At 49.2% G+C, this 14,747-nt stretch carries 13 protein-coding genes and 1 tRNA gene; 3 read left to right on the forward strand and 11 right to left on the reverse strand.

Annotated features, from left to right (window positions below; genetic code table 11):
- Positions 1 to 121: 121 nt before the first annotated feature.
- From ACJJI0_RS11345 to rlmE, 7 genes are all read right to left on the reverse strand, one after another.
- Positions 122 to 207 (reverse strand) — tRNA-Leu (locus tag ACJJI0_RS11345).
- Between the two features lie 8 nt (positions 208 to 215).
- On the reverse strand, positions 216 to 656 hold the full coding sequence (gene secG / locus ACJJI0_RS11350) for a preprotein translocase subunit SecG (protein WP_252083192.1): 441 nt from the start codon (positions 654 to 656) through the stop codon (positions 216 to 218).
- A gap of 68 nt (positions 657 to 724) precedes the next feature.
- Complete coding sequence (tpiA, locus tag ACJJI0_RS11355) at positions 725 to 1,459, reverse strand: triose-phosphate isomerase (protein ID WP_444882647.1); 735 nt, start codon at positions 1,457 to 1,459, stop codon at positions 725 to 727.
- 127 nt (positions 1,460 to 1,586) lie between these two features.
- Positions 1,587 to 2,939: a phosphoglucosamine mutase gene (gene glmM, locus ACJJI0_RS11360; RefSeq protein WP_444882648.1), complete on the reverse strand. Its 1,353-nt coding sequence runs from the start codon at positions 2,937 to 2,939 to the stop codon at positions 1,587 to 1,589.
- 93 nt (positions 2,940 to 3,032) lie between these two features.
- Positions 3,033 to 3,881 carry a dihydropteroate synthase gene (gene folP / locus ACJJI0_RS11365; RefSeq protein ID WP_444882649.1) on the reverse strand — a complete coding sequence of 283 codons (849 nt, stop codon included), beginning with the start codon at positions 3,879 to 3,881 and terminating at the stop codon, positions 3,033 to 3,035.
- 94 nt (positions 3,882 to 3,975) lie between these two features.
- Positions 3,976 to 5,904: an ATP-dependent zinc metalloprotease FtsH gene (gene ftsH, locus ACJJI0_RS11370; RefSeq protein WP_444882650.1), complete on the reverse strand. Its 1,929-nt coding sequence runs from the start codon at positions 5,902 to 5,904 to the stop codon at positions 3,976 to 3,978.
- A gap of 175 nt (positions 5,905 to 6,079) precedes the next feature.
- Positions 6,080 to 6,703: a 23S rRNA (uridine(2552)-2'-O)-methyltransferase RlmE gene (rlmE, locus tag ACJJI0_RS11375; RefSeq protein WP_252083196.1), complete on the reverse strand. Its 624-nt coding sequence runs from the start codon at positions 6,701 to 6,703 to the stop codon at positions 6,080 to 6,082.
- 143 nt (positions 6,704 to 6,846) lie between these two features.
- Here rlmE and yhbY point away from each other — a divergent pair, with 143 nt between their 5' ends.
- A complete protein-coding gene (gene yhbY, locus ACJJI0_RS11380) occupies positions 6,847 to 7,149 on the forward strand; it encodes a ribosome assembly RNA-binding protein YhbY (protein WP_252083197.1) in 303 nt (100 codons plus the stop codon).
- Between the two features lie 44 nt (positions 7,150 to 7,193).
- Here yhbY and ACJJI0_RS11385 read toward each other — a convergent pair whose 3' ends face one another.
- The 4 genes from ACJJI0_RS11385 to ACJJI0_RS11400 all read right to left on the reverse strand — a co-directional run bounded on the left by ACJJI0_RS11385 (position 7,194) and on the right by ACJJI0_RS11400 (position 12,375).
- Positions 7,194 to 7,574 (reverse strand): hypothetical protein, encoded by a 381-nt coding sequence (locus ACJJI0_RS11385; protein ID WP_444882651.1) that lies wholly within the window; start codon positions 7,572 to 7,574, stop codon positions 7,194 to 7,196.
- 1 nt (position 7,575) lies between these two features.
- Complete coding sequence (locus ACJJI0_RS11390; protein WP_444882652.1) at positions 7,576 to 9,207, reverse strand: S41 family peptidase; 1,632 nt, start codon at positions 9,205 to 9,207, stop codon at positions 7,576 to 7,578.
- A gap of 210 nt (positions 9,208 to 9,417) precedes the next feature.
- Entirely contained in the window at positions 9,418 to 10,809 is a 1,392-nt protein-coding gene (gene pntB, locus ACJJI0_RS11395; protein WP_444882653.1) for a Re/Si-specific NAD(P)(+) transhydrogenase subunit beta, read from the reverse strand.
- Positions 10,810 to 10,824: 15 nt separating this feature from the next.
- On the reverse strand, positions 10,825 to 12,375 hold the full coding sequence (locus ACJJI0_RS11400) for a Re/Si-specific NAD(P)(+) transhydrogenase subunit alpha (protein ID WP_444882654.1): 1,551 nt from the start codon (positions 12,373 to 12,375) through the stop codon (positions 10,825 to 10,827).
- Positions 12,376 to 13,081: 706 nt separating this feature from the next.
- Between ACJJI0_RS11400 and ACJJI0_RS11405 the strand changes: the two genes are divergently transcribed.
- Positions 13,082 to 13,669, forward strand: coding sequence for an ANTAR domain-containing response regulator (locus ACJJI0_RS11405; RefSeq protein WP_444882655.1), 588 nt, complete (start codon positions 13,082 to 13,084; stop codon positions 13,667 to 13,669).
- A gap of 7 nt (positions 13,670 to 13,676) precedes the next feature.
- Complete coding sequence (locus tag ACJJI0_RS11410; RefSeq protein ID WP_444882656.1) at positions 13,677 to 14,741, forward strand: CmpA/NrtA family ABC transporter substrate-binding protein; 1,065 nt, start codon at positions 13,677 to 13,679, stop codon at positions 14,739 to 14,741.
- The last annotated feature ends 6 nt before the right edge of the window (positions 14,742 to 14,747 follow it).

Raw genomic sequence — 14,747 nt, forward strand, 5'->3', positions numbered from 1 at the left:
TAGCACCAGATAGCACCGGATGACAACGAACGAGAGCGGAGGGCTGCGTACCCTCCAGATAGCAAAAAGCCCGGATTTACCGGGCTTTTTGGATGATTCCGAACTTCTTCGGATCTTGATGTGGTGCCCAGGGCGGGACTTGAACCCGCACGAGCATAGCTCACTACCCCCTCAAGATAGCGTGTCTACCAATTCCACCACCTGGGCAAAAATCTTTACTGCTGTTCCTCTGAATCAGTTTCCTGATTTACAGCTGGCTCTTGCGAATCGCTGCTTTCAGTCGGAGCCTGAGGAACATCACCGGCTTCCAGATCTGATTCAAGTTGCGGGATATCGCTTTCGATTTCTGGCAACTCGTTGGCCGGTCCAACTTGCTCAACTGCAGCAGGTATTTGCGGCAGATTTGCATCGACATCGGCATCTGCGTTTTGGCGAGCCAGAAAGGCCAGCCCCAAACTGGTGACGAAGAATACAGTAGCAAGAATTGCTGTCAAGCGGGAAAAGAAATTTCCGCCACCCTGGCTACCAAAAACTGTCTGAGATGCACCTGCACCAAAGGAGGCACCGGCCTCGGCACCCTTACCTTGCTGCAATAAAATCAGGCCGATAATACCCAATGCAACCAGAACGTGTATACCTAAAACAATTTCTTCCATTTTCTGGAAACTCTCTACCGGGGTTGTGCTAACCCGTTTTTAGTATTCCCTAATCCGCTCGCTGAATATTATTCAGCAGCGCGACAAATTGCGGCGAACTCTTTCGCATCAAGCGAAGCGCCACCCACAAGGGCGCCGTCAATATCAGCCTGCGCAAACAAGGCGCTGGCATTAGCGGATTTTACACTACCGCCATATAAAATCTGTACCTGCTCACCTACATTACCGAGCTCACCCCGAATAAATTGGTGAACGTCCTGCGCTTCTTCAGGCGTTGCAGTTTTACCTGTGCCTATTGCCCAAACAGGTTCATAAGCCACAACTGAATGCTTCCAGGTATCACTTTCGATGATGTCGCTAACAGCTTTAAGCTGGTTTGCGATCACCTCGAGAGTACGCTCCTGCTCACGCTCTTGCAGGGTTTCCCCGACACAAAGGATCGGGATCAAACCAGTCTGCTGGGCAGCCACAAACTTCTTGGCTACCAGCTCGCTTGTCTCCCCATAGAGACTGCGACGCTCGGAGTGCCCAACAATGACATAGCGAGCATTCCAGTCGAGTAGCATTTCAGCGGATATTTCACCGGTATACGCGCCACTGGATTCCTGACTGAGGTTTTGCGCACCAACACTAAAGCGCTCCCTATCTTCTGCTACCTGGGACACCAGGGGAATATAAGGAAATGGCGGGCAAACAACCACGTGAGCGGCAATAGCCTGCAAGTCGAAGTCAGAAAAAAAACGTTCGGCAAAGGCTTTATTACCGTTCATTTTCCAGTTAGCTGCTACCAGCGGTATTCGCATGTGTGCTCCTTTAAGGGGCGCAAATCTTAGCGACATTGCCGCCAACATACAACCAAAAATATACGAGTTTGCCTATCTCACTGATGGCGCCCTATAGAACGCCTCAGGAGCACCCCTAATGAAGGGCTCAGCCGCCCCCAACCCTTTGTACTACAGCGGAGATCTGCTGTGCCAGTTGCTCTACCTGTGTGCTATCACGGCCTTCCACCATTACCCGGATAAGGGGCTCAGTACCAGAGGGACGCAGCAGAACACGACCATTGTCAGCGAGCTGAAGCTCCGCATCACTGACCGCTGCCATAACTTCCGGATGGTCGAGTATACCATCGCGATGTCCAAGTCGCACATTAATCATGTGCTGGGGAAGCATCTGCATGCGCGCCTTGAGCTGATGCAGAGGTAGGCCAAATTCAGAAAGGGCTCGAAGCACCTGAAGAGCAGCAACAATGCCGTCTCCGGTTGTTGAAGCATCGGCGCAGATGATATGGCCAGAAGATTCACCACCCAGCATCCAGCCATTGGCCTTCATTTTTTCGAGCACATAGCGGTCGCCAACTTTAGCGCGCTCAAACGGGATATTGCGCTCCCGCAAGGCCAACTCAAAGCCGTAATTACTCATCAGGGTACCGACAATGCCCTTACAGCCCCCAAGATGCTCCTGCTGGTAAAGGCCGATAATAAAGAGCAGCTGATCCCCGTCGACAAGATCACCATTGCGATCAACAAACAAAACCCTGTCGCCATCACCATCGAAAGCGATCCCGAGATCAGCACCTTGCTCCACTACTGCGCTCTGTAGCTGCTTGGGTTTGGTGGAGCCACATTCCAGATTGATATTTAGCCCATCCGGGCTAGCACTTAAGGCAGTCACTTCTGCCCCCAGTTCTCGAAAGACCTTTGGTGCTATGTGATAAGTGGCCCCGTTTGCGCAATCAAGAACGATTTTGAGACCACCCAAGGAAAAGTTCCAAGGTGTGGATGCTTTGCTGAATTCGATATAACGCGAGGCCGCATCATCTACTCGATATGCCTTGCCTAGATTTTCCGCCGCTTCCATGGGAAGTTCGAGCGCAGCTTCGATCTCGCGCTCTACCTCGTCGGGCAATTTGTAGCCTTCGGCACAGAAGAACTTGATGCCGTTATCGTGAAAAGGGTTATGGGAGGCGCTGATTACAATTCCCGCCCGAGCATGGAAAGTGCGAGTGAGGTAGGCAATAGCAGGGGTAGGCATGGGTCCCAATAGGCCCACATCAACTCCAGAGTAGATTAAACCCGCCTCCAGGGCAGCTTCAAACATATAGCCGGACACTCGAGTATCCTTGCCAATTAAAATATAGGGGCGACTGGACCTCTTACCCGCGGACATCTTTCCCAGTACCTTACCAGTGGCGTACCCTAACCTCAGCATAAAGTCCGGGGTTATTGGCCCCTTTCCCACATGTCCACGAATTCCGTCAGTGCCAAAGTACTTTCTTTCCATTTCTGTTCTCTACTGCAGCTAACTACGCCGCATTTAATTTGTAAAAATTTTAAAAATGCCTCTACAATTTTAGGAGGCTAATGTTTGTAGGAATTAGGCTTTAAACCCCTCGACAGCTTGCTGTAATCGCAGAACATCAACTGTCTCTGCAACATCGTGCACCCGTAAAATCTTTGCTCCTCGCTGGGCTGCTAGCATAGCAAGTGCAAGGCTACCTGGAAGCCGATCTTCCACCTCTCGCTGCAACAGGCGCCCGATCATCGACTTACGCGACAAGCCAGCCAGTATAGGGACATCCGCTGGGCCCAATTGCGACAAGGCACCCAATAAAGCCAGGTTATGAGCATCGGTCTTGCCAAAGCCAAAGCCTGGGTCCAGCAAGAGGCGCTCTCGGTTAATTCCCACCGCACCACAGGCCTCAATACGGCCCGCCAGGTAATGGGCGACTTCCGTTACTACATCTCTATAATTGGGGGAAGTTTGCATGGTATCCGGCTGTCCTTGCATATGCATAAGGCATACCGGTAAATCTGTTTGCGCGGCAGCCTCAAGTGCACCCTCTCGCTCAAGTGCACGAACATCATTGATAAGCCCTGCTCCCACTTTAGCGGCTTCGCGTATCACTGTTGGTGTACTGGTATCTACCGAGACGACGACATCCAGCCTCGTACAAATTGCATCTACCACGGGAAGTACCCTGTCGAGCTCCTCCTCCTCAGAAATAGGAGAAGCTCCAGGTCGAGTAGACTCCCCACCCACATCAATAATTGCGGCCCCCTCGTCTAGCATTTGCTCGGCCCGGCGCAAGACAAGAGACAGGTCTAGCATGCCAGCCTGATAGTAACTGCCACCATCGGAAAAAGAGTCTGGGGTGGTGTTGAGAACCCCCATCACTACCGGTGAGGAGAGGTCTAGTGTGTGTTTTCCACAGGTAATTTTCATATACAGAGATAAAAAAACGGAATGTCGAACCGGGGTGGACTGACGCCATCCCGACCTACATTCCGCTTATGCCATTTGAATATTTCGCTGAGAATCAGTGCTCGTTTAACGGGCCACCAACCGGGTTACTCTTGTCTGCCTCCGTAGAGACCTCAGATGTATCCGTTTTATCCGCTTCATCGGTTGAGCTGTTGCCACCGGAGCCAAAATTGTTGTCTTCCCAGTCTTTAGGTCGACGCACTTTGCGACGAGCCATCAGGTCGTCCACTTGTTCTGCGTCCAGGGTTTCATATTCCATCAGGGCATCTTTCATCGCTTCAAGGATATCCCGATTTTCCTCTAGCAACTGGCTGGCACGTTCATAGCAGCTATCAATGATACGGCGAACTTCTTCATCAATATCATTAGAGGTCTTGCCGGAAACCGGGTTACCCTGCCCCGGCTGGCCACTTTCATCTTCTCCATAGTGCAAAGGACCAAGTTTCTCAGAGAGTCCCCATTTGGTCACCATACTACGTGCCAAGTCGGTAGCGCGCTCGATATCGTTGGACGCACCAGTTGTCACACCATCTATACCCAGGGTCATCTCTTCAGCAATACGACCACCAAACAGTGAACACAACTGGGATTCAATCGCACGTTTGGAAAGGCTGTACTTATCCTCCTCAGGCAAGAACTGGGTAACACCCAGTGCACGGCCGCGAGGGATAATGGTGACCTTGTGTACCGGATCATGTTCTGGAACCAGGCGACCAATAATCGCATGACCCGCTTCATGATAAGCAGTATTCACTTTCTCTTTCTCATTCATCACCATGGACTTGCGCTCGGCACCCATCATGATTTTGTCACGGGCACGCTCAAACTCCTCCATGGTCACCGTACGCTTATTAGCGCGAGCAGCAAAAAGTGCAGCTTCATTCACCAAGTTGGCTAAATCGGCACCGGAGAAACCGGGTGTACCCCGCGCAATAGTCTGAGCATTGACCTTGTCATCCAGTGGCACCTTGCGCATATGCACAGTCAAAATCTGCTCGCGGCCACGGATATCCGGTAGGCCGACAAATACCTGACGGTCGAATCGACCGGGGCGCAACAGAGCATGGTCGAGTACGTCCGGGCGGTTAGTGGCGGCGATCACGATCACCCCTTCATTGCCTTCAAAGCCATCCATCTCTACCAGTAGCTGGTTGAGTGTTTGTTCACGCTCGTCATGACCACCGCCAACACCGGCGCCACGGTGGCGGCCTACGGCGTCGATTTCATCAATAAAGATAATGCAGGGAGCTTGCTTCTTGGCCTGATCGAACATGTCACGGACGCGGGAAGCACCCACGCCGACAAACATTTCTACGAAGTCGGAACCGGAAATAGAGAAGAAGGGCACTTTTGCCTCACCGGCAATGGCCTTAGCCAGCAGGGTCTTACCAGTTCCGGGAGGACCACACATCAGTACACCACGGGGGATATTACCGCCCAGGCGCTGGAATTTAGTGGGGTCTCGTAGAAACTCTACCAGCTCCTGTACTTCTTCCTTGGCTTCATCCACACCCGCAACATCGGCGAAGGTGGTCTTGATCTGATCTTCGCCTAATAGGCGCGCTTTACTTTTACCAAAAGCCATAGGCCCGGAACGGCCACCAGCACCGCCCTGCATCTGGCGCATGAAGAACATAAAGACGGCAATAATAATGAGGATCGGGAAGCTCGCTACCAAGAGTTGCTGCCAGATACTGGGAGATTCAGGTTCACGGCCAACGAACTGGGTATTACTGCGCACCAACTCATTGGTGAGTTCATCGTCAATAATCTGTGGCTGGATAGTCTTGAAACGACTGCCGTCGGCTTTTTCGCCAGTAATCACCAGACCATCCACAACGACGCTTTTCACCTGTCCCGACTGCACATCCTGAACAAAGTCGGAATAACTGAGAGCCTCATCCCGTGTCTGCGGCTTAAAATTCTGAAATACCATCAGCAGCACCGCCGCGATGATCAACCACAGTACAAGGTTCTTTGCCATATCATTCAAAGGGATAGCCCTCTCGCTTTCGCACTCAAAATCCGTTCATTTTGCTGTGCCGATCCTATCTATACCCATCAAATCAGTATAGGTGTAGGAGACAACAGCCCTGCCGCCCAATAGGAATACTGCTTATACCATATCGAGCAGGCAGACTAGAAATACGCCTTCGCGCCTAATTGCCCTTAAAGCCCCTGGCCACCAAATAGACTTCGCGAGAGCGAGGCCTGGAGGCGCCAGGCTTACGAGTCACAACACTGTTGTAGCTCGCGCGCAAGTCGCGGATCAGCTCATCAAACCCCTCTCCCTGGAAGACTTTGGCAACAAAAGCACCGCCGGGCTTTAATACCTGCCGGGCCATATCTACTGCCAACTCTACCAAATACATGGAGGCGGGCTGATCAACATCGCGTATCCCACTCATATTGGGGGCCATATCGGAAATCACAAGGTCTGCCATCTCATCGCCAAGATGTTGCAGCAGCTCGTTGAGCACTGACTCCTCAGTAAAGTCACCTTGCACAAAGTCCACACCGGCCAGGGGGTCCATCGGCAATATATCAGACGCCAAAACCCGGCCTTTGTGCCCCACTAGCTCCATCGCCACCTGAGACCACCCTCCCGGTGCAGCGCCCAGGTCGACAACCGTCATGCCTGGCTTGAACAGGCGGTCCTTATCCTGTAACTCCTGCAGCTTGTAGCTGGCACGGGAGCGATAGCCCTCTTTCTGGGACTGTTTGACGTAATGGTCATTAAAATGTTCACGCAGCCAGCGGTGGCTGCTCTTAGATCGGCCCATCGGGTACAATGCCTACAATCACTACAGCTTATTAGTAAGAGCGGTCATAAGCCGCGATCGGGTCAGCCAAACAACTGCTGACGAAGATCGAGGCTTTTGGTCACTCCCATATCGATATCCACAAAGTGGTAATGGAGTATTGTATGCCTTTAACCGCCGACCGCAAAAAAGCACTGCGCTCTCTCGGTCACAATCTCAAACCTGTCGTGACTGTAGCGGGCAATGGGCTCAGCGAGGGCGTGATGGAAGAACTGGAACGTGCACTGGAAGATCACGAGCTGATCAAGGTAAAGCTGATGATCGCTGACCGTGAAGTCCGACATCAGATTGTAGGGGAGCTCTGCCAGAAATCCTCTGCTGAACTGATCCAGGAGATTGGTAAAATCGCTTTAATCTATCGAGCTGCGAAGAAGCCGGATGTACGCAAGTCTAACTTGCTGCGCTGATGTTTTATCAAGAAGCGGCCTCTGCCGTTTCTTGATAATCTCCATCAAGTATCTTCATCAACAGCAAGCTCACAGGGTACAGACAGTTCCCACATCTCATCGCTAGAAAGTCGAGCAAGCCAACACTTCCGCCCATCCGTAAGTAACTGGAATTTGATGGGCTTCGCCATATCTCGACCAATTAATGCCATATGCTGCCGATTACGTTCAACGACCAGAATACTTTTTTCTACAAACACTTCAGAGCCCAGAGTAACTTTAACCCCACCCAAGGCTTCTGAAACCAGCACTTGTATCTCCGCAGTAACTTCTGGGCTAACCTTTTTCAAAAGCGCCGGTTGGACACTCTGAATATTTGACTGAGAGGCACATCCCAAGCATATAACGGCAAGACAGCAGTAACCTATCAGGGCTGCAATTTTCATTTTATCTCACCATTATCCGATTGCTACGAGAAGCTTCTTTTGGCACTTGAACATTTGATACTGGAATGCGTGAATTGATACCAGACTCAGAAAATGCACTAACGGCTATATCACCACACTCCCCTGTTTCAATATAGTTTAGGGCTGCCGCAAAACGAGCCTCATTGGAATCACCTAAAAGATGATAAAAGTCATCGCCGATATGACAACCCGGCAAATCAGCAGCTGTATTATCGGTACCATTAGGGGCAAACCCATCTGAATAATCGCCAAAGCCTTTAGCATTCACACCAGAAAACTGAATTGTGAAATAAGTAGTACCACAATTATCCAACGGATAAAAACCATAGGGCTTGCCACAAGTAGTTTCACCAATCTGAATAACCTCTATATCTACTCCGCGCAAGCCATTAATAATAGCCTCACTGGCCGAGCAAGTATTCTCACTGGTCAAAACAAATACACGTGGAAGGTTCAATGTAGGCAAAGGGGCTCCTTTCAAACCCTCATCTATAAGCCCAAGCGCAGAGGTATGAAACGGGGTCGAGTCAATTGGTTTCCCTGTGATTGGGTTTGTCTCTGGATGCTTATTATTAAACTTGGTCCGCTCAAAGGGCTGGCCAATTGTTACTGTACCAGCAATCATATAGGCTAGCTCTGCAGCAATATCTAAATACCCACCGCCGTTATAGCGTAAATCCAACACTAAATCTTCAACAGAAGCGGTATCTAACTGAGTAACTGCATTAATTAATTCCGCCTCAGCTGTTGCAATATGATCATTGAAAAGTATATAGCCCACTTTGCGACCGGAGCCCGTCACCTCGGTCTTTACAAACTGAACTGGATCAGACTTCACTGCTGAGGCAACTAGAGTAACCTTTTCAATCAAGGAAGAGCCCACTGGCCTAAATTCAAAAGTGTGGGATTCACCTTCACTCTCAGGCCACAGGCCATTATTTAGCGTATCTATATCTTCACCATTGGCCAAGTCGACTCCATCCACACTGATCACCTCAGCACCCCGAGTAATAATACCTGGCAAACTTTCATTGCTTTCTTCATCTAGGTAGGCGACTACTGCCTTTCGTGGTGGCTCACTCGATAGAAGTGCCCACTGAAGTCCATAGCCAACATAGACTCCGGACTCGGTTTGCGATAACCATTCGCTGGTCGGAATCGTGTAGTGAAAACGATCCTTATCTCGGCCGGAGGGCGTCTTCTTAAACGTTTTCAGCTGATCAAAGTAAGCCAAAGAGTCATCAAAGCTTGCCGGATCCTTATCTGTAATTTCATCGTACCAAAGGTAGACTTCATTACTCATGGAACGAAGCCAGTTGTTTTCGTCGACGCGTGTTCCCAGCTGATCGATATATTCGTAGCCAGTTGCTGGGTCGGTACCAGTTCTTGGTGAGACGCATCTAGCTACAAAAGTCGAGGATGGCAAAAAGTTATTCTCTACCCAAGATTCTCCAGCCGAGGTAGGAAGCTCTGCATTACCAGCAGTACCCGTAGCATTCGTTCTTTCAGGCGTATCATCTCCGCTGCCGCCGCCACTACCACAAGCAATCAGAGCAAGCGTTCCAAACGCCATCATTCCTTGCAAGGCAAGTTTACGAAAACGGGTCCCCATCCCCCAGCTCCTTTAATATTTTTGTCTAATACTATTAAAGTAGGGGAGGTTATCACTATTAATGAAAGCCAGCGATAGTCAAAGTAATTTAAGAATAATTTCACTCTGAAAAAACAAATGGAGCTGAAACATCCAATACCAATCTGGTATCAGTGTCTCAGCCCCATTGGGTAATGGCCACCAAATGATTAAACATCAGGCGCTATTTTATTAGTCGCAAACCCTCCCAATTACACCCTGCAGACTGTCTTTGGCATCGCCAAACAACATACGAGTATTCTCTTTATAGAACAGGGGATTTGCCACACCCGCATAACCAGAGGCCATAGAACGTTTAAGCACCACCACTTTGCGCGCTTTCCAAACTTCCACTACAGGCATTCCAGCAATTGGAGAGCCGGGTTTTTCTACGGCATCGGGGTTAACAGTGTCGTTGGCTCCGATCACCAGTACCAAGTCGGTGCTGGGGAAGTCGGGATTAATTTCATCCATCTCTAACACTATGTCGTAAGGCACATTGGCTTCGGCCAGTAAGACATTCATATGGCCCGGCAGTCGCCCTGCAACAGGATGGATACCAAAACGCACTGTTTTACCCATACCGCGCAGGCGATCGGTCAAGTCGCTGACGGCTTGTTGCGCATGGGCAACAGCCATTCCGAACCCAGGCACGATAATGATGCTATCGGCGCTCTTGAGGTCATCGACTAATTCCTGCTGGTCAATGGCAATCACCTCACCCTCGACTTCCTCATCGGAGACTTCCCCACCGTCAGAACCAAAACCACCGAGAATCACACTGATAAAAGAGCGATTCATACCGCGGCACATAATATAGCTGAGGATCGCACCGGAAGAACCAACGAGTGCACCAACTACGATAAGCAGATCATTGCCTAGCATAAATCCAGTAGCCGCTGCGGCCCATCCTGAGTAACTGTTCAGCATGGAGATAACCACCGGCATATCAGCCCCACCGATAGCAGCCACTAAGTGGATACCTAACAATAAAGCAATAGCGGTCATCACTAATAGATTGATAACCGTAGGCCCACTCACTTCTGCAGGCACAAAGAGCACACCTAATACGATACAGGCCAGGATAGCAATTAGGTTAAGCCAGTGCCGAGCCGGCAACATCAAGGGCTTACCGGAAACTATGCCTTGTAGCTTACAAAAAGCAACTAGTGACCCCGTTAAGGTGATAGCCCCAATAAACACCCCGAGATAAATTTCTGTGCTATGCACAACATGTGCAGAACCATGGAGATTGACTCGAGGATCGAGAAAGCCCCCCCAACCAATTAAAACTGCCGCAAGGCCAACGAAGCTGTGCAGAAGGGCTACCATCTGCGGCATCTGCGTCATAGCCACGCGTTTTGCGAGTGACAGGCCTATTACAGCCCCCACCACCATGGCAATAATCACCATCCAGTAAGCGCCGGAAGCAATACCGGAAATAGTGGCTATTATGGCAACCGCCATACCAACCATTCCGTAGATATTCCCCCGGCGCGCAGTTTCATGACTGGACAAACCGCCCAGACTTAAAATAAACATTACCGCGGAAAAAAGATAAGCCATTGCAATCATACCGTTCATCACTTATCTCCCTTCTTAACGACGAAACATCTTCAACATCCGGTAGGTAACAAAAAAACCACCGAATATATTGATACTAGCTACAAGTACACCAACAAAGGCCAGCAAGGTTACAAGCCCAGAACCAGTAGCTCCCAATTGTAACAATGCCCCCACCACAACAATCCCAGAAATCGCATTAGTAACACTCATCAATGGGGTATGCAGGGCATGGGTGACATTCCAAATTACCTGCCAACCGACAAAAATGGCCAGCACAAAAACGGTAAAGTGTGAAACGAAGTCTGATGGAGCTACCCGGCCAAGCCAAAGAAGTAATATTCCAGCGATTGCCCAGAAAACAAAAATGGATAGGGGAGATTTGCGCTTTTCAACTTTTTCTTCAACAGAAACCTTGGTTTCCTCTGCGGCTTTTGTTGGCTTCTGGGGCTGCGCAGAGATCTTGGGAGCGGGAGGAGGCCAGGTGATCTCCCCTGACTTAACCACAGTCGCTCCACGAATAACCTCATCCTCAAAATTAAGATCTATTTCACCATCCTTTTTCGGAGTGAGTTCACTGAGTAAATGGGCGAGATTGGTGGAGTACAATCGGGAAGACTGTGCCGCTGCACGGCTGGGTAAATTGGTGTAGCCAATGATTGTCACATCACTATGTACTGTTTTCTGGTGAGGGACGGTGTAATCACAGTTACCCCCCATTTCTGCCGCCAGATCCACCACCACAGAGCCAGGCGCCATGCTGTCAACCATATCGGCAAGCCATAGTTTTGGTGCTGGTTTACCGGGTATCAATGCCGTCGTAATAACAATATCCACATCCTTGGCCTGTTCGCGAAACAACGCCATTTCCGCTTCAATAAATTCCTTCGACATCTCCTTGGCATATCCGCCAGAACCCGAGCCCTCCTCTTCCACCTCTACTGTGAGAAACTCGGCCCCCATGGATTCTACTTGTTCGCGCACCTCGGCTCGGGTATCAAATGCCCGAACGATGGCTCCCATACCTTTAGCTGTACCTATTGCCGAGAGTCCGGCAACACCTGCACCAATAACGAGAACTTTGGCTGGAGGGATTTTTCCCGCCGCGGTGATTTGCCCGGTAAAAAAACGACCAAAATTATGTGCGGCTTCGATGACGGCACGATAGCCGGCAATATTAGCCATGGAGCTGAGCGCATCCATTTTCTGGGCCCGGGAAATCCTGGGGATGGACTCTACGGCAAGTGCGTTAATATCATTATCGGCAAGCTTTTGTAGGAGCTCGGCATTTTGTGCTGGCTTTAAGAAGGCAATCAATGTTGCCCCCTTAGGGATTAAAGCCAACTCTTCATCCGTTGGCGGTTGCACTTTAAGAACAACTTCCGCCCCCTTTAGGCAAGCCACTATATCCCCACGGATCTCAGCACCAGCTTGTCGATATAATTCATCGGCAAAGCTAGCCTTTTCACCAGCCCCGGCTTGTACAACAACAGAAAAACCCAAGTCAATTAATCGCTTTACGCTCTCCGGAGTTGCCGCAACACGCGCCTCCCCCTCTACGGTCTCTCTAGGTATGGCTATTATCACCGCCGTGCCCCTCATATTTAATATTATGAATTTACAACTACATCCACCTCAAAAAGGACTAGTTTGCCCATTTTATAGTCAGGCCGAGTGTAAACTCAGCAAACTGGGATTGAAAGAGAAGCTATCTAATAGCCACAATTGGTGAAATTTATAAGGCTATTAATAAGTTACAGCTGCAACATTAATTCAAGCACATCATAAGGTCACAGCGACAAAAAAAGAATAAACTGTGAAAAGGAACTTTCTATCACCCGTGAGAAGCAACAAAGGAATCGGGCCAACTTAAATAATACAAATACTCTTTGGTTTCACACTGGCCAAACAATTGGGTTTGTTAATTCCCTAAAAGTTCTTTCTCATTAGGCTAATCATCACAAAAAAAACCTGGCAATAGGATCTTTCACCCATCAGAAATTGATAATGATGTAAATTCTTTTCATATACCCACCTGGAAATGCTTTCAAAAAACTTCTTTAGCATCTTCATTTCAAAGTGACCTGGCCAGATTTCCTCTCAAAAACTCCTCTTGTACTAAAAGATCAATAGTTCCAAAATGGCGTAATAAGAAACAGCGGATATCTCATACTGTACTTCATGGAATTAGAAGAATTTATTTTATTTGCCCCTCTCTCACGATTTTGGCACAAGTTTTGATTGTACTTTGGTAAGCCGTCTATCTAGCCATAAACGAGTGCCACTTCAAGTCGTGACGAATATTAGCCCTGCCATCATGTTGGTTGATGATAATCAAGAACGCGCTCATCTTGTCTGTGAGTGTTTAAAATCTGCCGGATACACTATTGTTGCGCAAATCAGCAGTGCCGAAGGGCTTCTATTCCAAGTAGAGAAATATCGCCCCGATGTGGTGTTGATCGACATTGAATCCCCTGATAGAGACATCCTAGAGAGCCTTGCCATCGTTAATCGTGAGGCACCGACACCAGTAGCTATGTTCTCCAGCCACAACAGTGCGGACTTTATCAGTCGCGCAGTTGAGTCTGGGGTCAGCGCATATATGGCCGAGGGGATCACTACCGAAAGAGTTGCCCCGGCAATAGAAATTGCCATGGCTCAATTCAAGAGCTTTCAGCTGTTGCGACAATCACTTGAGAAAACCCAACAGCAACTCAGTGATAGAAAAACCATTGAAAGAGCCAAAGGATTACTAATGGCCAAGAAAAAACTCAACGAGGAGGATGCGCATAAGGTTTTGCGCAATCTTGCCATGAGTAGTAATGCCACCATGCACGCGGTAGCCGAACAGCTTATTCAATATTTTCAGAGCGAGCATTGAATTCCTAATGTCTTCCTTACTGTATCCGGAAAAGAAATCTATCAAGCTGCTGTATCTCAGACTCACCGACAGCGCCCCCCTAATCATTGCCAAGGAGAAAGGTTACTTTAGTCAATTTGGCCTTGAGGTGGAGTTAAAGCGGGAGACTTCCTGGGCAACTCTGCGCGATAAATTGATCGGGCGTAGGGCCGATGCCGCAGCCATGCTGGCCCCTATGCCATTAACGCTCCCAGAAACTCTACCTGACTGCAAAGAGCGACTTATCAGTGGTTTGATTCTCAGTTGTAATGGCAACGCCATTACCCTATCAGAGGATCTCTATCAACGCCTGCAGCACTACACAACAGAAGAAACGAAAACTGATATTGGTGTAGCACTAAAACAGTACCTGCAGAAAAACACTGGCATCTCGCCTATAAGACTGGCCACGGTTTACCCATTCTCCAGTCACACACTACAGTTACGCCATTGGTTACAGGCCGCCGGTGTGAGTCCGGATCGGGATATACAGCTTATTATATTACCCCCCGAACAAATGCTGGAAAGCCTTCTCAGCGGCATTATTGATGGTTACTGTGTTGGCGAACCATGGAATAGCCTTGCAGCCCAAAAGGGTACTGGCGTGGTTGTTACGGCCTGCAATACACTATTGCCGGCAATGCCGGAAAAAGTATTAGCTGTGACCCAAAGCTGGCATAAGGCCAACCCGGTCAGCCACCTGGCTTTGCGTGCAGCATTACTGAAAGCCTGCTCCTGGTTAATAGCAAGAGAAAATCGCTGCGAAGCAGCCGGATTATTATCACAGAAACATTATCTGAATTTACCAGAGTCACTGTTGCAGCGCTCCCTGAATGATCAGATTCTCTACCGCCGCAACACCAATATCATAGCCAACCCAGGCTGGCACCTGTTTGCCCATATCGATAATGACAACGGTCGTCCCTGTGAGACAAAAGCCCGGCAGTTAATAGAGATGTGCAGGGGGTTTAGTGAGATAGCAACGATAAACAGTCAAAACTTCAGGCCAGAGCTATACCATCAAACTGTGGATTTCCTCAATTCCAAGAAATAATGGCAC

Source organism: Microbulbifer mixtoriginis (SeqCode), assembly GCF_052466695.1.

Excerpts from the sequence above, each read along its gene's own strand:
- ACJJI0_RS11390 (WP_444882652.1), bottom strand. The coding sequence starts at position 9,207 with ATGGGGACCCGTTTTCGTAAACTTGCCTTGCAAGGAATGATGGCGTTT.
- ACJJI0_RS11410 (WP_444882656.1), top strand. The coding sequence starts at position 13,677 with ATGTCTTCCTTACTGTATCCGGAAAAGAAATCTATCAAGCTGCTGTAT.
- tpiA (WP_444882647.1), bottom strand. The coding sequence starts at position 1,459 with ATGCGAATACCGCTGGTAGCAGCTAACTGGAAAATGAACGGTAATAAA.
- ftsH (WP_444882650.1), bottom strand. The coding sequence starts at position 5,904 with ATGGCAAAGAACCTTGTACTGTGGTTGATCATCGCGGCGGTGCTGCTG.
- rlmE (WP_252083196.1), bottom strand. The coding sequence starts at position 6,703 with ATGGGCCGATCTAAGAGCAGCCACCGCTGGCTGCGTGAACATTTTAAT.
- ACJJI0_RS11385 (WP_444882651.1), bottom strand. The coding sequence starts at position 7,574 with ATGAAAATTGCAGCCCTGATAGGTTACTGCTGTCTTGCCGTTATATGC.
- glmM (WP_444882648.1), bottom strand. The coding sequence starts at position 2,939 with ATGGAAAGAAAGTACTTTGGCACTGACGGAATTCGTGGACATGTGGGA.
- folP (WP_444882649.1), bottom strand. The coding sequence starts at position 3,881 with ATGAAAATTACCTGTGGAAAACACACACTAGACCTCTCCTCACCGGTA.
- secG (WP_252083192.1), bottom strand. The coding sequence starts at position 656 with ATGGAAGAAATTGTTTTAGGTATACACGTTCTGGTTGCATTGGGTATT.
- yhbY (WP_252083197.1), top strand. The coding sequence starts at position 6,847 with ATGCCTTTAACCGCCGACCGCAAAAAAGCACTGCGCTCTCTCGGTCAC.
- pntB (WP_444882653.1), bottom strand. The coding sequence starts at position 10,809 with ATGAACGGTATGATTGCAATGGCTTATCTTTTTTCCGCGGTAATGTTT.